16 protein-coding genes and 1 tRNA gene are annotated in these 18890 nt (G+C 39.1%); 6 read left to right on the top strand and 11 right to left on the bottom strand.

From position 1 onward, the window contains the following. Window positions 1–40: 40 nt before the first annotated feature. Window positions 41–400: a cupin domain-containing protein gene (locus tag AC1M9F_RS00240; RefSeq protein ID WP_481596742.1), complete on the top strand. Its 360-nt coding sequence runs from the start codon at window positions 41–43 to the stop codon at window positions 398–400. A gap of 45 nt (window positions 401–445) precedes the next feature. On the opposite strand, the gene AC1M9F_RS00235 is transcribed toward AC1M9F_RS00240, so the two are convergent. From AC1M9F_RS00235 to hemE, 4 genes are all read right to left on the bottom strand, one after another. Next, window positions 446–2323 (bottom strand): Lnb N-terminal periplasmic domain-containing protein, encoded by a 1878-nt coding sequence (locus tag AC1M9F_RS00235; RefSeq protein ID WP_481596741.1) that lies wholly within the window; start codon window positions 2321–2323, stop codon window positions 446–448. A gap of 59 nt (window positions 2324–2382) precedes the next feature. Then, window positions 2383–2853: a DUF3015 family protein gene (locus tag AC1M9F_RS00230; protein ID WP_035266978.1), complete on the bottom strand. Its 471-nt coding sequence runs from the start codon at window positions 2851–2853 to the stop codon at window positions 2383–2385. A 150-nt stretch (window positions 2854–3003) separates the two neighbouring features. Further along, complete coding sequence (locus tag AC1M9F_RS00225) at window positions 3004–3804, bottom strand: DUF817 family protein (protein ID WP_481596740.1); 801 nt, start codon at window positions 3802–3804, stop codon at window positions 3004–3006. 17 nt (window positions 3805–3821) lie between these two features. Next, the gene (gene hemE / locus AC1M9F_RS00220; protein ID WP_481593182.1) at window positions 3822–4895 is read right to left on the bottom strand and encodes a uroporphyrinogen decarboxylase; all 1074 of its coding nucleotides are present in this window, start codon (window positions 4893–4895) and stop codon (window positions 3822–3824) included. 205 nt (window positions 4896–5100) lie between these two features. Here hemE and AC1M9F_RS00215 point away from each other — a divergent pair, with 205 nt between their 5' ends. After that, window positions 5101–6330, top strand: coding sequence for a L,D-transpeptidase family protein (locus AC1M9F_RS00215; protein WP_481596739.1), 1230 nt, complete (start codon window positions 5101–5103; stop codon window positions 6328–6330). Between the two features lie 148 nt (window positions 6331–6478). Continuing rightward, window positions 6479–7177 (top strand): pirin family protein, encoded by a 699-nt coding sequence (locus tag AC1M9F_RS00210; RefSeq protein WP_481596738.1) that lies wholly within the window; start codon window positions 6479–6481, stop codon window positions 7175–7177. A gap of 141 nt (window positions 7178–7318) precedes the next feature. Here AC1M9F_RS00210 and AC1M9F_RS00205 read toward each other — a convergent pair. Then, a tRNA-Ser gene (locus AC1M9F_RS00205) sits at window positions 7319–7408 on the bottom strand. Window positions 7409–7498: 90 nt separating this feature from the next. Further along, a complete protein-coding gene (greB, locus tag AC1M9F_RS00200; RefSeq protein ID WP_092765943.1) occupies window positions 7499–7993 on the bottom strand; it encodes a transcription elongation factor GreB in 495 nt (164 codons plus the stop codon). Window positions 7994–8359: 366 nt separating this feature from the next. On the opposite strand from greB, the gene AC1M9F_RS00195 reads away from it, so the two are divergent. Beyond that, window positions 8360–9475, top strand: coding sequence for a transglycosylase SLT domain-containing protein (locus AC1M9F_RS00195; RefSeq protein WP_035266964.1), 1116 nt, complete (start codon window positions 8360–8362; stop codon window positions 9473–9475). 48 nt (window positions 9476–9523) lie between these two features. Here the strand turns inward: AC1M9F_RS00195 and AC1M9F_RS00190 are convergent, their stop codons facing one another. Then, entirely contained in the window at window positions 9524–9907 is a 384-nt protein-coding gene (locus AC1M9F_RS00190) for an SCP2 sterol-binding domain-containing protein (RefSeq protein ID WP_092765941.1), read from the bottom strand. A 339-nt stretch (window positions 9908–10246) separates the two neighbouring features. Then, window positions 10247–11170, bottom strand: a complete 924-nt coding sequence (ttcA, locus tag AC1M9F_RS00185) for a tRNA 2-thiocytidine(32) synthetase TtcA (RefSeq protein WP_035266955.1) — start codon at window positions 11168–11170, stop codon at window positions 10247–10249. Window positions 11171–11684: 514 nt separating this feature from the next. Here ttcA and AC1M9F_RS00180 point away from each other — a divergent pair. Both AC1M9F_RS00180 and htpX read left to right on the top strand, forming a co-directional pair. Then, window positions 11685–12542: a lytic transglycosylase domain-containing protein gene (locus AC1M9F_RS00180; protein ID WP_481595671.1), complete on the top strand. Its 858-nt coding sequence runs from the start codon at window positions 11685–11687 to the stop codon at window positions 12540–12542. Window positions 12543–12666: 124 nt separating this feature from the next. Next, complete coding sequence (gene htpX / locus AC1M9F_RS00175; protein WP_035266954.1) at window positions 12667–13572, top strand: protease HtpX; 906 nt, start codon at window positions 12667–12669, stop codon at window positions 13570–13572. A 60-nt stretch (window positions 13573–13632) separates the two neighbouring features. Here htpX and AC1M9F_RS00170 read toward each other — a convergent pair whose 3' ends face one another. From AC1M9F_RS00170 to AC1M9F_RS00160, 3 genes are all read right to left on the bottom strand, one after another. Continuing rightward, window positions 13633–14208, bottom strand: coding sequence for a DUF4112 domain-containing protein (locus AC1M9F_RS00170; protein WP_035266953.1), 576 nt, complete (start codon window positions 14206–14208; stop codon window positions 13633–13635). Window positions 14209–14248: 40 nt separating this feature from the next. Next, window positions 14249–15586 (bottom strand): magnesium transporter, encoded by a 1338-nt coding sequence (mgtE, locus tag AC1M9F_RS00165; protein ID WP_481597112.1) that lies wholly within the window; start codon window positions 15584–15586, stop codon window positions 14249–14251. Window positions 15587–15744: 158 nt separating this feature from the next. Next, a complete protein-coding gene (locus AC1M9F_RS00160) occupies window positions 15745–18852 on the bottom strand; it encodes a multidrug efflux RND transporter permease subunit (RefSeq protein WP_481596737.1) in 3108 nt (1035 codons plus the stop codon). Between the last annotated feature and the right edge of the window lie 38 nt (window positions 18853–18890).

The raw sequence follows: 18890 nt of genomic DNA, 5'->3' as shown, positions 1-18890 counted from the left end.
TTAGACCGTATTCCAAGGCTCAATTTCTTAAGGTGAATATATGACATCTCTTCATGTTGCAGGTCAAGGTCAACAACACGCAGAAAAATCAGTCGACTTCCCGCGTCCTGATCGTCTCGTCCAAGGCAATCCCGAACGTCACACCTACAGTCTTTATGAACACGAGCATATGGAATGTGGGATTTGGGAATGTGAAGTTGGTGCTTGGAATATTCAATTTGCCGACAATAAACAAGAATTCTTTCAAATTATAGAAGGAAAAGTTCGCATCCACATTCAAAGTAAAAATCACTTTATCGAAGTTTCTGCAGGTCAAGGAGGTGTAATACCACCAGGATTCATTGGAACATTTGAAGTCGTTGAGAAAGTGAAAAAGTACTATGTGAATGTAATCGTTTAAAAACAAGCTTCTCCTTTCAACACAGTACTTCCTAGTACTGTGTATTTACCAATAGCGTGTAAATCCTAAACTAGTTTGATGCCAATCATGCTGTTCTTGTAATTGATAATTCCAGTGAATAGAGATAGCACTTTGCGAGTTAAGTGCATACTGAACTGAGGATCGTAGTCCGAGCTGCCAAGCCTGCTGATCTTCCCAAAAAGGGATTTCAATTTGCACTAAGCTATTCACTCGATCTGACCATAAGTTTTGACAATCTACAGTTGGCCCTAGCCCCAATCTCCAGCCCTTTTCTAAAGTTTTTCCAGCTTGAATATGATTCTGCATCTGCGCATAACACAGGTGTTCACGATCTGCATCTGCCCAACTATATCCAAACTGTGTTGATAGATTCAAAACACCATGTTGCTCGCTATCACTGAAATTTCCAGAATCATCAATTGAGAGTTGTTTCCAACCGAATCCAAATCCCCAACTCAACGGCGTCTTAAAAGGCGTAATTGGATTATAAGAATTCACTTCTAAAAGATCCAAATCAGCCAACTTGAGTTGATCATTCCGAAACTCAAGACTCCCCTCAAGAAATTTCAACTGCGTTCCAAGTCGGTATCCCCCCTGAAGATCAGATAAATCGTGATAGGCTTGTCGATGGTTGATCTGCACAAACGTATCGTCTTGCACTCGTCCAAATTCAATCGATGTTTTTCGAGCATGATGCCCATCCACAGGGTCAATTCGTGGTCTTGCCACTTCAGTACGTTGTTTTTCAACAGGGAGTTGGCTTCTTAAACTCAAAATTTGTCGTATTTTAGGTTGCGCAATACTCGCTTCGATTTTTTGAGAAATGAGCTGTAGATACAAATGATCATATGCCATCTCAAGAATACGCGCCTGATCCTTGGCCGTAAATTGAGCTAAAAATTCACGCATTTGTGCTGGTTGCACCAGCGTTAATTGATGTGCCGAATGTGCTAAGTCATTACCATGTTGTTTTGCTTGATGAAGTAACTGCGTTTCAAGTGCTGGGCGATAAACAGTATCTTTAATGAGGCCTTGCTGCTGCACCGCTTTGATGGTTTCGACTGGAATTGCAATATGACTAAACTGTGCTTGTAGATTGGCATCGGGTTTTACCAAATCAATGAGTCCCAATAAGCGGTAGGCACAATTATCACTTATAAAATAATAGGGAAATTGGACATGCTTTAACTCCCAGATATGTTGTACTAAACGTGTGGTTTCTTCTGGGTTTAATGCTAATTCGTATTCCCACAAATCACGGCTTTCGAAATCACCATACTCTTTTACTTTTCGATAGTAGGGCATTAACGAATATTCACCTGGATATTGACCCGTTAAGCCTTTCCAAGCAAAAGAAAAACTATCACTATTTTCGACCGTCGCAGCGTAGTTGACTGCATAAGAAATAAGATTAAGCTCTTTTTGATCTTTAGGATCAAGACGTAACAAGGTATGACCAAACATCGAACTTGGATTTCCCATGAAATCTGTCGCATAAATCAATGTTGCTTGATACGGTTTAATCTGTCCAATCCATTCCTCTAGAGCAGGACAATCTGCTTTAGGAAGCTCCTCTTGTTTTATTTTCAGTTGTTCTATTAACCATGCAGAGCGAGCTGGGAAACGACATATAATGGATTGATCTTGTCCTCGATCTATAAATAATTCACGAATATTTGCATTCAGCTCATCTTCTAAATTATCTGCACCATTTGCACTAAAAAAAAATCCTGAATAGCTGACTTCACTCTTCGCTTGATGTGCATACATTAATCTTTGCCAAGTTTTATTTTTATCAAGCTGATGGTGTTGTGCTTGTGCAATATATTGTTCAACTGGAGAAGTATATGCATGTGTCAGAAAGCTACTGACAATCAAGGCAGAAAAAAAAGCAAATTTCATAAAATGAACTTAATAATGATGAAACAAAAAAACCCTGCCATAAGACAGGGTTTTCGCAATTAAACGTAAGCTTTTAAAACTTCGTCTTGAGACATAACAGTTTGAAGAGATGCAAGGACTTGGAATGCATCTTGATTGTCCGCTGAATAAATTTCAGAGAAATTTTCTTTTGATACTGCAAAGAAACGTGCTTTATCTTCAGATTTAATATTCAGAAGCTCTGCAAGGACGTTAAGACTTTCCCCCTCACCTACCGCCATATCACGTGCAAGAGCTTCGGCATTTTCATTTGTAAATGTTACTGCTTGTGCTGTTACTGTACCTGTACCACTACAGCCTAATGTCCCGAAAGTAATACCGAATAATTGGTTAGCAAATAAACCGTTGGTCGTACCTGCTAAGATTTTTGCAACTTTACCAGACTGACCTGCCCAAACTTGTGAACCGATACCACAACCCACATCACGGTCAGCAAATGCAGCTGTTGATCCTACTGCCAATACCGCAGCTAAAGCTAATTTTTTATACATAACATCACTCCAAACTTGATGTGCTCAAGTGTTCTTTATTGTTCCAATTTTGTTCTTTTACGAACTTCTTTAACATAGCGATATCAAGCCAAGAACGCAAAACAAATCTTACCAATGCCATCAAGTATCGAGTTTTTTTGATGAATTAACTTATTCGCCCTTCAATCGCCACAAACCCTGTGAATTCCGTTCACCTAGGATTTTTAAAACCAATACTAAACTCAGCATTAATAGGAGATACCAAGAACCAAGTTTCCCCCATCCCACCATATGCCACTGTTCCACTTGCGTTGGATACAACCAAATTTGATAAAAAGTACTGATATTTTCAGCAATCCAAATAATAAATGCCAGCAACAAAAGTACAGGAAGCATTGGCAAGGTCATCTCATGATATTTAAGCTTGAACGTTATTTTAGTTTTCCAAAATATCAACACGCTCCATGCAAACAGTAAATATCGTATATCTGGGATAAAGAACTTAGTCATAAAGTTTAAATAGGACAAGATCGCTAAACTCAGCATATTAAAAAAACTAGGTAAGTTCTCAATTTCTACACGATAGAGCCTGAGTGAACGAGCAAAAAAACTGCCCACGGCAGAATACATAAATCCCGCAAAAAGTGGCACGGTCATAATCTTAAATACCGCAGGTTGCGGATATTGCCATGATGCAATCTGTGGATGTGTCAGGAAAATCTCCATGACCATGGCCACCATATGAAAAATTGCAATAACTTTGGCTTCAGCCCAAGACTCTAACTTTAAAAGCAGTAAACAGACCTGAATAACCACTGCATAAATCAAGAGGTAGTCGTATCGGTACAATCCATAATATTCTTGATACCCTATCGAAGCCGTCAAAGCAAAGGCTAGCAGTAATAAAATACCAAATAAGGCAGCGGATGCTGCCTTATTATGAAACTCAAATAATGATTTTAAAAAGCTCACACATTCATCCTAAATGTTTAGCCTAAATATTTTGCGCTGTACTCATGTACCGTATCAATGAAAACTTTAGGATTCGCAGGATCTACCCATTGGGTGATACCGTGTCCAAGGTTTGCAACATAACCCGTTTTTTCACCAGCAGCATATGCATCATCGAGCATTAATTTTACTGACTTTTCGATACTCGCAGGAGAGCCATATAATGTTGCAGGGTCTAAATTACCTTGTAGTGCAGCGCGACCAGCAACAGTTTGACGTGCAACATTTAAAGGGGTTGTCCAATCTAGTCCAAACGCATCTGCGCCAGTTGCGATCATAGGTTCTAACCATTGACCACCACCTTTGGTAAATAAAATTACTGGTACTTTGCGGCCTTCATTTTCACGATTTAAACCCTTCACGATTTTGTGCATATAATTGAGGGAAAATTCTTGATATTCTCGATGTGCAAGTGCACCACCCCAACTGTCAAAAATTTGAATCGCCTGCGCACCTGCCTCAATCTGTGCGTTCAAATAATCTATGACTGAATAAGCCAAATGATCTAACAAGGCATGTAAAACTTCAGGTTGTGCATACATCATTTGCTTGGTGTAACGGAAATCTTTACTAGACCCACCCTCGATCATATACGTCGCGAGTGTCCATGGACTCCCAGAAAACCCGATTAGCGGTACCTGGCCACCTAATGCTGATCGGATTGTCGACACTGCATTCATGACATAGTCTAAGTCCGATTTAGCATCAATTTTTGGTAATTGGGCTACATCCTGCTCAGTACGGACTGTTTTCTTAAATTTTGGTCCTTCCCCTGCTTCAAAATATAGTCCTAAGCCCAAAGCATCAGGAACAGTCAAAATATCTGAAAATAGAATGGCTGCATCTAAGTCATAGCGACGAAGCGGCTGTAAAGTCACTTCACAAGCAAAGTCATTATTTTTGCACAAAGAAAGAAAATCACCCGCAGTTGCGCGTGTCGCACGATATTCAGGTAAATATCGACCAGCCTGACGCATCATCCAAACTGGCGTGCAGTCCACAGGTTCACGTAATAAGGCACGCAGAAAACGATCATTTTTTAAGGTCGTCATTTACTTTCTCGATGCAAAATTGAAATTCCATTCATCATACCAAAAAGCTGCACTTTAAAGTATTTAGTTAGAATGAAAATAAAGATTGAGACTATCGGAATTTATTTGATTTAAACAAAACAAATACTGCATATCCGTGTTTTTTCTGCAATACTTTATCCGTGTTTTTATAAATCAATATGAATAATTCTTAAGGTTGAATTACATGTTCGTTCGCTCAATTCTTGCTTTGAGTTTAAGTTGTATTATGTCTGGAACTGCATTGGCTGCTTCTGGTACTGCTGAACAACCGCTTTCTCCAATTACAAAAACGAGTTTAGATACTATTCAAGATCCAATTGATCCTCTCGCGGTAGAATCTAGCTCTGAAGCCCAAATTAGCCAGCAAGAGCAAAATGATCTAAATCAAGCTGCAGATACGCTTCAAAACCTAGAAAGAACTGAGGATAGCACTGCGGACATTGGCAGTGCACCTGCATCTTCAGCAGTGACAAATCCAGCTTCATCTACATCAGCACCTGCTACAGCAAATTCATGGACGCTAGACAGTCTGAATAATGCTGAATGGTATGAAAATATTGGCAAAGGTCAATTCCCTGTATATGCCCGTGCACATGTAATGTTAAATAATTCACATGCTTCACCAGGTGCTATTGACGGTACAAGTGGAAAAAATACACTTAAAGCAATTGCTTCATTCCAGCAAATGAATGGTTTAAAGGCTACAGGTGTTTTGACGAAAGAAACTTGGGATGCTCTAGTTGCACGCCAAGCTGGTAAACCTGCTTATGTTGAATATACGATTACCGAAGCAGACCTAAAAGGTCCTTATGCAGCCTCAATTCCTCATGACTATGCTTTACAAGCGAAAATGAAAGGTCTTTATTACACTCGTGTAAGTGAAATGCTGGCTGAAAAATTCCATATGGATGAAGAGTTTCTCAAGAAACTAAATCTTAAAGCGACATTTAAGAAAGCGGGTGAAAAGCTTATTGTGACCAACATTCGCAATGAACTTCCAGAAAATATTCATTTAATCGTGGCACATAAAGGCGCTAAACAACTTTATTTGTTTAACCAACAAAACCAAATGGTTGGCTCATTCCCAGCAACCATCGGTAGTGCTGACACTCCTTCGCCGACTGGAACATACAAAATTACTGGTGTAGCGAAAAACCCTTGGTATAGCTATTCACCAAGTAACTTTGTACAAGGTAAAAATTTGAAGCCACTTTCATTACCACCTGGTCCTAATGGTCCTGTAGGTAATATCTGGATCGGTTTAAGCAAAAAATCGTTCGGTATTCACGGTACACCTAATCCATCAAGCATTTCAAAGACAGCTTCACACGGTTGTATCCGCTTAACCAACTGGGATGCGAATGATCTGGGTAACAAAGTTCGTTCTGGCGTTACAGTAAAATTCTTAGAATAATCTAATTTTAAAAAGCCTGCTTCAAGCAGGCTTTTTTATCCTTTTTATGTTTCAAAATTAGAACGATACGTTGTCCTAACCTACTATCTTATTCATTTTAAACTATTAAAATAACATCATCTTTAAGAATAATGAAAGGAGCATCATCATGAATGCTTATTTACATCGCAGTGAATCACGTGGTCATGTAAAAATGGGTTGGTTAGAATCCAAACACAGCTTCTCATTTGGGAGCTGGTATGACCCTAACCACATGGGCATCAGTGCTCTCCGTGTCATTAATGATGACCTCATAGCTGGTCATCAAGGCTTCGGTACACATCCACACGACAATATGGAAATTCTCACCTGTGTATTGCAGGGAGCGATTACACATAAAGATAGTATGGGTAACCACGGTGATATCAAAGCTGGTGAATGGCAACTGATGAGTGCAGGTACAGGCATTCAACACAGTGAAATAAACCAAGGTGATGAAACAGTTCATTTACTGCAAATCTGGATTATTCCAAATCAGCGCGATGCAGAGCCGAATTACCAACAAATTCAACTCGATCCTGCTGAACAACCGAACAAATGGCATCTGATTTGTGGACCGACAGAACAAGCACCCATGCATATTCGCCAAAATGCGGAGGTTAAAACAGCTGTTTTGGAGAAAGGTCATTCACTTGAAGTTGTTGCAACACAACATGTCAGCTATCTACATGTGATTAGTGGTTCAATTCAAGTCGCTGAACACATTGTGAATGCTGGAGATGCTATTGCATTTATTGATCCAGCGCAGATTAAAGCATCGGAAGATGCTCGTGTGATTTGGTTCGATCTTCCAGAAAAAGTGGCTTAAACGCTGTAGAAAAACCACCTTAGGGTGGTTTTTTTATAATATGCTCAAAAAATTAAATAAAACAGTAAATATCTGTCTTAGTATCGCACCAACATGAAGAAAATAAAAAAGCCACTAATAATTAGTGGCTTTTTAAAAATTTGGCGGAAGCGGTGAGATTCGAACTCACGGAGGACTCACACCCTCGTCGGTTTTCAAGACCGGTGCATTAAACCGCTCTGCCACGCTTCCAATGGCGGCTATCATATAAATATTTTTTAAAATTGGCAAACACTTTTCTAAGAAATTTTGCTCGCCTGCCTATTTTTAAATCAAAAAGCACTATTTTGCTGAATTTTCGAGCTTTTCATAGCGAATTGAATTAATAAACCATGTTTTTTTCCCCAAGGGGGTATGTACTTCAAATTCATCATCTACTTGCTTACCTAACATTGCACGTGCCATAGGTGAATCTATTGAAATATGTTGAGGATGATGATCATAAATTTCATCTACACCGACAATCCGAATCGTCTTTAATTGTCCTTCCTCGTTCTCGATGTCTACCCAAGCGCCAAAATATACTTTGCCCTCTTGTTCAGGAGAAAAATCGATAATTCGCAACTCTTCAAGTCGTTTACCGAGGTAACGAACACGACGGTCTATTTTTCGTAAAATTTGTTTATTGTATTGATAATCTGCGTTTTCAGAACGATCACCTAAACTGGCAGCCCAATTCACTTTTTTGGTGATTTCAGGTCGTTCCTCATGCCATAAGTATTGTAGTTCTGCGACCAATTTGTCATGCCCACTTCGGGTAATTAAATTCGATTTCATAGGCGATAAAATGAGTATTTTGCTTACGTTATAGCGACACATTGCAACATTTTATACCGCATTTCTACATGGAAAAATTTTATAAAGTTTTTTCTTTTTATTTATCAATATCTTAAAACCATGTTTTTTATTTTTTTTTGTACAAAATTTGACATGAGTAAAATTGACCATTAATATGCGCCCATGTTTTATCTTGATTACTTTTTGTACGAAGATCTTTTCTTCAATATTTTATCCACCCACACATGTCATTTTGAATGACGTTCATGACGCCCACCCTAATTGAATTTATCAACTTTAAATAAAAGTTTAAGGCGGTACTGCTTTTGCTTTTTTTGGGCATAAATTACTTGTAGCGGAGACAACATGCGCAGTAGTTCAAACACTGGATCGAGGCTTTGCCTTAATTCACTAACTTCTTCTCTCTCGTTTAAAGCGATGGTCCTCGCTACAGCATTTATCCCATTTCATGCATTAAATGCAACAAAGACCGACAACCAATACAACTCCATTGTAAATTCGAACAAGCTTACAGTGGTGGCCGTGTCAAATCCCACCGTGGTTTTTAAAGACGGTAACTTCAAACATGGCTTTGGCTATGACTTGGTGAGCAGTTACGCTCAAAACTTAAATGTAAAACTCGATTTTAAAACGGTTCAAAGTAATGAAGCCGCTTTGAAAATGGTACAGCAAGGTAAAGCTCATTTCGCGGTGACCACAGCATCGATCATGACCATTGAGCAAAAGAATCTTTCAGGTTTTTCCGCATCATGTGGTGACCTTGAAAGCTTACGCAAAAATGGGCTTAATCCAGAAATCAATTGGGTTTTTAAAAATGCTGCTGATCCTTTAACAGATACTGCCAGCGGTTTTGTTTGTCAAAGCAAGCAAAATGGTGCTATCCGTCAAATGGCATCTTTCTACAACCGCAACGTGGTTAAACAAGATGATTGGGATACTATTCAGCGCAATCTGAAAACACGTATGCCAATTTATAAAGCTAGCTTTAAAAAGTCAGCCCAAACATACGACTTAGATTGGCACTTCCTCGCTGCGATAGGCTATCAAGAGTCGTTCTTAAAACCGAATTCTGTGTCTCCTACAGGTGTGCGTGGCATCATGATGCTCACCAACAACACAGCAAAAGCAATGGGTGTGTCGAATCGTGTTGATCCTGCTCAAAGTATTGCAGGTGGTGCGAAGTATTTTGATCTGATGATGTCGAAATATGATTATATTCCTAAACATGATCGTTATTGGTATGCCCTCGTGGCTTACAATATGGGGCCAGGTGCCACAGATGCGATTATGAAGCGCCTAAAAGCCCAAGGAAAAAATCCGAATGATTGGATACAGGTATATGATTTTCTTTACCGTAATCAATCGCACAATACGCGTTATAAGCAAGCGATCCAATACGTCACTCGTATTCGTGCTTATTTAGAACATATTAAAACGACACCAAGTTTGGTGAGTATTTAACAAAAAAAAAGCTTACCTAAAGGTAAGCTTTTTTTTGTTTAAAAAGTCTTAAGTAGTTTGCTCTAAAACTTTTTTGAACAAATCTTTTTGTTCTTGGCTTGGCTTCGCTGTTTGTAAAGCCATCAATTGAGACATATCGCCTTGAACTTTGATTTTACCAGTCATAAATGCTTGCATAGCAGCAGCCATGTCAAACTCTAAGAATACTTTGCGTAAAGTATCCGCATCTAAGTTTAAAGTTGTTTTAGCATTCGCAGAAGCGCCTTTTTGGATCTTACCGCTATCAAGCGCTAATTCAGTCGTTCCTTCGCTACCTGTTACTACAAGATTCAATGCTAGATTTGCTAATGATGGTGGTAAGTTCAAATCACCAGCTTCAGCTGTAAGTTTCTCAACGTTTGCAAACCAATCATCAGTTAAAAATGCAGGCATGTTCTTTCCTCGATGTATTTATTCAATTTATTGCGTTACCTATCCAAGATAACAACATGTAGAAGCTTTACGCTTGAGAGAGTTATAGCATGATATTTTCCAAATGCGATACGTTTTTTTGTACTCTGCGTTCGATTTTTTTTGTAAATAAAACTAATCGCCTAAATATCATCAAATCTTTATTTTTTCACAAGTTTGTCAATGATTTTTTGTATCGGTACTACGACCTAAAGTGACAAAAAACATCATTTTGTAAATCGACTCAACACCTTCATTAAAATGTAAAAATCTAAGAAATAAAAAAAGCACTTCGAAAAGTGCTTTTTTTATTAAGACGAATTACTCAGCAGCAAAACCGAGATTGACCATGCTAATACGCTTATTTGGTGTGTCCCCTTCGGCTGTTGAACAAGTTACATCAAAATCAACTTCACGTTGTCCATCTAAGGCTTCAAAATCGAAAAGATCTCGGTCAGCCAATTGCGATGGCGAGACATTCTGTAACGCGCCAAAAATGCTGTGTAAACGTTTTGGATGAGCTTTATCCCATTCACGCAACATATCATTGATGATTGCGCGCTGTAAGTTTTCCTGCGAACCACACAAGTTACATGGAATAATTGGGAATTTGCGCATTTCAGCGTATTTGATGATGTCTTTCTCTTCAACATACGCCAAAGGACGAATCAAAATATTCTTTTTATCCGATGAAAGTAGTTTTGGTGGCATCGCCTTTAAACTACCGCCATGGAATAGGTTCAAGAAGAACGTTGCCATAATATCATCACGATGATGACCTAAAGCAACTTTGGTCGCGCCAATTTCTTGAGCAAAACCATATAAAGAACCACGGCGCAAGCGTGAGCACACTGCACAATAGGTTTTACCTTCAGGTGTAAGCTTTTTGGTAATGCTATATGTATCTTTTTCTAAGATGTAGTACGGAATGTTATTTTCTTCTAAATAACGGGGTAATACATCCTCAGGGAACCCTGGTTGTTTCTGATCAAGATTCACAGCCACAACATCAAAATTGATTGGTGCTATGCGTTTAAACTGCAGGAGAATGTCCAGCATGGTATAGCTATCTTTACCACCTGAAATACATACCATGACCTTATCGCCATCCTCAATCATTTTGTAGTCACGGATTGCATGACCTACTTGACGACGAAGTTTTTTTAATAAACGATAATATGCAGAACTTGTAGGTGGCTCTGGCTTAAAATTAAATCCTTGGTTGGATTCAACTGGCGAGTACATAGACGACATTAACCATAAAAAAAATACTGCGCAATTTTAGCCGATTCATTGCTTAATCGCATCTAAAGAATCTGTTTTTTACATCTAATTTTTATTTTTTCATAACACTGTCTTATTCACACATCTAAAATGGACGCTTGGGTTCATTTTTTAGTCGAATTGCTTATCTTTTGGACTTTTCCACAGTTTTCCACAAAACCTGTGGATAAAATTGTGGACTTTTTAGGGGTTGACAAAGTTTTGGCAAGATAAGATGGTGCTTTCCCTTAGATTGATCATTTTTTAACCACTATTCTATATCCTTAAAATTCAATAACTTATATGTGTCAAGCAGTTGTTTATAAATAAAAATAAATAATTTTTTTGGATATTAAGCCAACAATTAAGACTTGATTTTTTTACAACGAATTGTTAAAAAACATTACATAGTCGAGAGACATCTCCATTGCAGAAAATCACCCACATATCATTTAGGGACAAAAATAGTGTTCGAATGATGAAAACTACAAATAAAATAAAAGTCATAGCGTTATTTGGGTGTGTGAATTTTCTAATATTCTCGCCACAGGCTTCTGCAGGTCAAACAATCTATCAGCTGAAAGATTCAAACGGCACTACCGTACTGACCAACCGCAAAAACAAATACAACCATCTTAAAGTTGAAAAGAAAACCTACTATCCAGATAGCAATATTCATAGTTACAGCAATTGGGGAAGCAACGAAGCATCTGTTCTCCCAAGCCATAGTAAAAATCGAAATGCCTTTGATGGCTATATTCGCCAAGCAGCTCAACGACACGGCATTTCTGAAGGACTCATTAAAGCGGTGATGCACACAGAGTCTGGTTTTAATATACATGCACGCTCCCCTGTTGGTGCTCAGGGTCTTATGCAATTGATGCCTGCGACTGCACAACGATTTAATGTCAATAATGCATATGATCCTGAACAAAATATTTTCGCTGGTGCAAAATATTTGGCTTGGCTATTGAAACGCTTTAATGGCAATACGCAATTGGCATTAGCGGGTTATAATGCTGGCGAAGGAAATGTTGCTAAATATGGTGGAATTCCGCCCTTTCGTGAAACTCAAGACTATGTCAGACGTGTACTCAGTCGTTACAATAATTTATACGCCAATGGTGTAGGCTCAAATCCAACCAATAGTTATGCAGCTTCAGCATCCTCTAAGTTAAGTTCACCGAGCTATAACAATCAGAATTTATCAGCTCAAGTGACTGCACCATCTAAACCAAAGTCACCTCCTCGCCAAATTATTGTGGCCGCTGATGGCAGTTTTACTGACGCACCAGCTGGTTCATATTCTACAAATAATGCCACAGCATCAGCGAAGATCTATATTTCGAATTAATCTCAATTTTTTTCGTTATATTTTTTATTTTTTTCTTGAAATTTTCCCTATTCGAAAGCATATTTGACGTAGGTTTTTTAATTCAAAAAGCTTATTAAATTTTATTTATAAGAGGATTTTCTCGATGATGCGGATTGGTTTGTTTTTGCTGACCAACCTCGCGGTACTGGTGGTAGCTGGCATAATCTTGTCACTCTTCGGTGTCGGTAGTTACCATGGCGCGGGTGGCTTGAATCTTGGCAATTTACTTGTGATCTGTTTTGTCTTTGGTATGGTGGGTTCTTTAATCTCCCTATTCATGTCAAAGTGGATTGCAAAGAAAACCACAGGTACAGAGTTAATTGATCCCAATGCTCCACGCAACCAAGCGGAAGCATGGTTACTCAATGAAGTGGCACAACTTTCTCAACGTGCTGGTATTAAAATGCCAGAAGTTGGTATTTTCCCATCTTATCAATCAAATGCTTTCGCAACTGGTTGGAACAAAAACGATGCTTTAGTCGCTGTTTCAACAGGCTTATTGGAACGCATGAATAAAGATGAATTACGTGCAGTGTTGGCGCATGAAATTGGTCACGTTGCTAATGGTGACATGGTCACCCTTGCTTTAGTCCAAGGTGTAGTCAACGCGTTTGTGATGTTCTTCGCGCGTATCGTCGGCGACTTTGTAGATCGCAACGTATTTGGTCGTGAAGAAGGTGAAGCACCGGGCTGGAGCTATTTCCTCATTACAATCGTGTTAGATATCGTATTCGGTATTCTTGCTTCGGCAATTGTCATGTGGTTCTCTCGCTATCGTGAATATCGTGCTGATGAGGCTGGCGCGCGTTTAGCGGGTAAACAAGCGATGATCAGTGCATTACTTCGCTTACAAGCAGAAACTGAAATGCCAGATCAAATGCCTAAAGAAATGAAAGCTTTCTCAATTTCATCAGGTCGTGAAGAAGGATTCAGCCTTGCTGCACTATTCCAAACACACCCAACAATTGAGCAACGTGTAGCAGCATTACAACAACTTGATTGTCCTTAATCTGCTTCTAAAAAAAGCCTCCATAGGGAGGCTTTTTTAATGGACTCAATTTATAAGACTTTAAATAGATTGAAACCATTGCCATAAGAACGTGACGCCAAACCATAAGGCAACACCAAAAATAATTAAAAACAGAAGACCCAGTAAATCAGGAATATGAATCCAAATCCATGCCACGACAGGATTTCGCCAGAAGGCAGAGTTCTGCTGTTTACGCTCTAAGTTTTCATGTAAAAATGGGTGTACCACATGATGGTCAGAATGAATCTGATATTCTTCACGGATATGATCATGAACCACATCTAAAGCCTTGCGACTCGGTCGAATAAACACATCAAAGAGTGTACCTGCAACAGGGATTAAACCTACTACACCATCCATCACAGCAAGTTTAAGCACGCCATTCAATTTAGATTGGGGCACACCGATTTTTCGAGCTTGTAATACTGCATAACACGTAAGTACAAATCCAGCTACGTCACCCGCCACAGGAATCGTACTCAATGCTGCATCAGCCCCTACCCCTTGTTTAGTGAATGGAATTCTTACGACGGAATCCATCATGTTTGCGAACTTGGCAAGATCGCGTTCCATTTTGATGACTTCAGCTTGGGTTAATTTATTTTTATTTGTCATTTAAGCAACATCCTGCAAAGATTCTCCATCAGTCATAGCCTTAGAATAAGAGTTGTGAAGCAATAAATAAATAGACCAATACACCAGTTGCATCACATATTGAAGTGACCAAGGGTGCAGATGCGCTTGCGGGATCGAGTCCTAGTTTATTGAGTACAAATGGTAAACTCATCCCGATCAGACAGCCCATCATGACAATACCCATCATACTGATCGCAAGCACTAAAGCGACCATCATATCTCCACGGATATAGCCAAGAATTGAAACAGCTGCAGCCATCGTTGCACCCAGACATAGAGCAACCATCGCTTCACGGCCAAGCAACACAAACCAATCCTTGGCTTTCACATCTCCAGTTGCGATTGCTCGAACCATTAAAGTTGCAGATTGGGAGCCTGCGTTACCTCCACTCCCAACCAATAAAGGTAAAAAGAAAACCAAAACAATATGCGCAGCAATGATGTCTTCATAATGGGCGATCCCAATACTCGAAAGTAGGCTGCCAAAGACCAGAAACACTAGCCAAAAAACACGTTGTCTAAATAACAATAATATTGGTGCTGAACGAATACTGATATTTTCTTTAAGCTCTACCGCCCCACTTTTCAAAAAGTCTTCGGTAAATTCTTCTTGGAATACATCCATAGCATCATCATAAGTGACAATACCGAGTAGATGATCATCATGATCTAAAATGGGTAAGGCGATAAAATCATAGTGGCTTAATTTTTTTGCCACTGATTCCTGATCTTCATCCACCCGTCCGTAAATGACCTCAGTGGTCATGACTTCTTGTACCGTTTTATCCAAAGGTGCTTGCACAATTTCTCGAAGAGAAATTACACCCTCAAGTTTCTTAAGTTGATTGGTAATATAGATCAGATATAAGGTTTCAGTATCTTTGGCGGAGTGGCGCAAAATATCTAAAGCTTGTTGCATTGAGATGTCTGATGGCAAAGTGACATAATCAGATGTCATGATCGCACCAGCTGTTTCCTCAGCATACAGTGCCAAAGCTTGAACTTGCTGCTTTGTTTCTCGATCTAAATTCGCAAAAATAAATGTTTTTATTTGATCCGGTAAAGCTTTGTACAAATCAGTTCGAGCGTCTGAATGCATTGAACCAATTAACTGGACTGTACTTTTGCCGTCCATTTTTTTAACCAACTGTACTTGATGATTGAGTGGCAAAAACTCAAATACATATGCTGCGTTTTCTAAATGGTGGATAAGTTGTATTTGTTGAACAATTTCTAATTGCTGTAAAAACAAAGCCAAATCTGCAGGATTAATCGTATCCGCAATATGATCAATCTGAGCGACATCAGAATTGATCAATGCTTGTTGTAATGCTTCAATTTTATGATCTTGTTTAATTTGATCCATAATCGCTTCATTTATTATCGTTTAGAATTACGCAAGGCATGCTAACACTAATTGAAAATGTTAGTGCGTATTGATCTTGTCAAAAACTGATATTTAAAAATGGATTAAATCAACCGCAGTACCATACTCTTTATACTGCGGATACCACATTAAGTTTCAGATGCTGATTTTGATTTATATTTGAAAATATTCCGAACGATAACAAACATAAAGGGAATAAAGGCTAGAACTAAAATTGTGCCGAAAATTACCCCACCAAGGACACTGACACCAATTTCTTGACGACTGGCAGCACCTGCACCTGATGCAAATACCAAAGGTATAACTCCTGCACCAAAAGCAATTGAAGTCATTAAAATTGGACGTAAGCGTAAACTTGCACCTTGTAAAGCAGCAGCAATCGCATTAGCTCCACGCTCCTGAGCCATTGCCGCAAATTCAACAATTAAGATGGCATTTTTACATGACAACCCAATCGTCGTAAGTAACGCAATTTGGAAGTAAATATCATTTGGAAATCCGACCAACCAACTAAAAATAATATTACCGCCAATACCCAATGGAATAGCAGCAATCACAACAGAAGGTATCGACCAACTTTCATATAAGGCAGCCAAACATAGAAAGATAAAGCCAACAGAGATGAGATAAAGCCAAATGGCTTGTGTACTCGATTGTTGCTCTTGAAACGATAATCCACTCCATGCTAGCCCAACCCCATCTAATTGATCAACCATAGACTTGATATCACGCATTGCAGCACCACTGCTCACATTTTTTGTAGTGTCTGCTTCCATTTGTAGCGCGGAATAACCTTGGAAACGAGTCACCACATCAGGGCCTCCATCCCAATCCACAGTGGCAAAATTACCAAATGAAATCATTTGATTTTGATTGTTTCGTACAGACCATAAATTGAGATCTTCAGGCTTTGAACGATACTCGGCATCACCCTGCATCATGACGCGTTTAATACGTCCGCGATCAATAAAGTCGTTCACATAGGAACCACCCCAAGCTGCAGCCAAAGTGCTGTTAATCGCAGATTGTGAAAGACCATTCGCCATCACTAACTTTTGATTGATATTCACCTTCAATTTGGCTTTATCTGGATTAGAGCGTTTGCCCAAATTTTCAAAAGTCGTGAAGTTGATTGCCTGTCGTTCTAGCTCTTGAAATTGATCTTCTAAATACTGTCGTCCTTGTCCATTTAAATCTTGCAGCCAAAACTCGATGCCGTTGGTATCGCCAAGACCACTTACAGAACCTGGCAAACTCACCATAATCCGAGCGCGACTGTCTTTTCTAAAGAACTCCATCGCTCGTTCACGAATGGCTTGTGCAGAGTTTGCCTCGCCCGGGCGATCATCCCAATGATTTAATGCTACAAATCCTGTTCCTAAATTTTGACCCGTTCCTGAAAAATTTCGTCCATAACGAATTTGAACCAACCTAACATTCTGTTTTTCTTGTTCAAGAAAATATTCTCGAATACTTTCACCAACAAGCTGACTTTCTGTCATAGGTGCCCCTTCAGGTAAACTGAATTGGACACTGATAAAACCTTGATCTTCACTTGGAATAAAGCTGGTTGGAAGCGACTTATAAAACAAAGCAAAAATCACAATTAACCCAGCAAAACTGGTTAAAACGATCCATTTTAATGACAGACTTTTTTCAACCCATTTTAGATAATGCAATCGTAATGATTCCATTTTTGCGTTAAACCATTTCGCCCATTTTGCTTCTTTTTGTTTGGGTTTAAGAATAATCGCACACAATGCAGGTGTGAGAATTAACGCGACCAACAATGACAGCGACATGGCTGCGATCAAGGTAATTGAAAACTGACGGTATATAACCCCTGTCGATCCTGTAAAAAAAGCCATCGGAATAAATACTGCAGTTAGCACCACTGTAATTCCAATTAAAGCCCCCGTCATCTCTTGCATAGATAAGATAGACGCTTGCTTTGCAGATAGCCCCTTTTCATGCATCAAACGTTCGACATTTTCGACCACCACAATTGCATCATCTACAAGTAATCCAATCGCAAGAACTAATGCAAAAAGTGTCAACGTATTGATGGTCATTCCGAGTGCAAATAAGACGGCGAAAGTGCCCAAAATAACAATTGGAACCGTGACCGTTGGAATAAGTGTTGCGCGCCAGCTTTGTAAAAAGATAAACATGACTAACACGACCAAGATAATGGCTTCAACTAAGGTCTTTACAACTTCTTTAATGGACTCTTGAACAAACGGCGTGTTATCTCGTGGGTAGACAATTTGATAGCCTTCAGGAAGTTTTTTCTTAATGTCCTCAAGTACTTCTTTAATTTTAGCTGAGGTTGCAAGAGCATTTGCACCAGATGACATTGAAACAGCCAAGCCTGCTGAAGGTGATCCATTAATGGTATTAAAAGCTTGATAATTTTCAGCACCTAACTCAACGCGTGCTACATCTTTTAAATAAATAAAACTTCCATCAGGAGTCGCTTTGACAATGATATTTTTAAATTCATCGACTGTTCTTAGTCGTGATCCAGCGGTAACTTTTGCATTAAGATACTGGTCTGCTACTGTCGGTAAATCTCCGATTCCACCTGCAGCAACTTGTGTATTTTGTGCTTCAATTGCGGCACGAATATCACTAGGCATCAACTGATATTGTTTCAATAAGTTCGGATCTAGCCAAATACGCATGGCATATTGAGAACCAAAGACATCAACCTCACCTACACCTTCTACACGCGCAATTTCTGGTTCAATGTGATCAGCCAAATAATCTGACAACGCAATATTATTACTTTGGTTCGTAGTGTCATATAACCCCACCACCATAAAGGTGTCACCTAAGGATTTATAGACATTGACCCCTTGACGCTGCACGTCTTCAGGCAAACGATTGATCACCCCATTAATGCTATTTTGAACTTGGACTTGTGCTGTGTCTGGATCAGTTCCGTTTTCAAAACTTAAACTAATTCGACTATTCCCAGATGCATTACTGGTAGAGCTAAAATAAAGTAAGTTATCAATTCCTTTAATTTGTTGTTCTATGACCTGTGTGACACTTTCCTCAACTGTTTCGGCATCAGCTCCTGTGTAAGTTGCTGATACAGTAATTCTTGGCGGAGCAATATCAGGATAGCGTTCTACCGGTAAGCTCATCACCGCAAATATACCAATTGCCATGATAATAATCGCAAGTACGCCAGCAAAAATAGGTCGTTCAATAAAGAACTTAGATAACATAGTCGTTAAGCCGTCAAAAGAATTCTAGAAAGTGTTTT

It is taken from the genome of Acinetobacter sp. ANC_7504, from assembly GCF_056779995.1.
This window is presented reverse-complemented; position numbering and strand designations above follow the sequence as displayed.

Excerpts from the sequence above, each read along its gene's own strand:
- AC1M9F_RS00215 (WP_481596739.1), top strand. The coding sequence starts at position 5,101 with ATGTTCGTTCGCTCAATTCTTGCTTTGAGTTTAAGTTGTATTATGTCT.
- ttcA (WP_035266955.1), bottom strand. The coding sequence starts at position 11,170 with ATGTACTCGCCAGTTGAATCCAACCAAGGATTTAATTTTAAGCCAGAG.
- AC1M9F_RS00190 (WP_092765941.1), bottom strand. The coding sequence starts at position 9,907 with ATGCCTGCATTTTTAACTGATGATTGGTTTGCAAACGTTGAGAAACTT.
- htpX (WP_035266954.1), top strand. The coding sequence starts at position 12,667 with ATGATGCGGATTGGTTTGTTTTTGCTGACCAACCTCGCGGTACTGGTG.
- AC1M9F_RS00160 (WP_481596737.1), bottom strand. The coding sequence starts at position 18,852 with ATGTTATCTAAGTTCTTTATTGAACGACCTATTTTTGCTGGCGTACTT.
- AC1M9F_RS00195 (WP_035266964.1), top strand. The coding sequence starts at position 8,360 with ATGCGCAGTAGTTCAAACACTGGATCGAGGCTTTGCCTTAATTCACTA.
- hemE (WP_481593182.1), bottom strand. The coding sequence starts at position 4,895 with ATGACGACCTTAAAAAATGATCGTTTTCTGCGTGCCTTATTACGTGAA.
- greB (WP_092765943.1), bottom strand. The coding sequence starts at position 7,993 with ATGAAATCGAATTTAATTACCCGAAGTGGGCATGACAAATTGGTCGCA.
- AC1M9F_RS00230 (WP_035266978.1), bottom strand. The coding sequence starts at position 2,853 with ATGTATAAAAAATTAGCTTTAGCTGCGGTATTGGCAGTAGGATCAACA.
- AC1M9F_RS00210 (WP_481596738.1), top strand. The coding sequence starts at position 6,479 with ATGAATGCTTATTTACATCGCAGTGAATCACGTGGTCATGTAAAAATG.
- AC1M9F_RS00235 (WP_481596741.1), bottom strand. The coding sequence starts at position 2,323 with ATGAAATTTGCTTTTTTTTCTGCCTTGATTGTCAGTAGCTTTCTGACA.
- AC1M9F_RS00240 (WP_481596742.1), top strand. The coding sequence starts at position 41 with ATGACATCTCTTCATGTTGCAGGTCAAGGTCAACAACACGCAGAAAAA.
- AC1M9F_RS00170 (WP_035266953.1), bottom strand. The coding sequence starts at position 14,208 with ATGACAAATAAAAATAAATTAACCCAAGCTGAAGTCATCAAAATGGAA.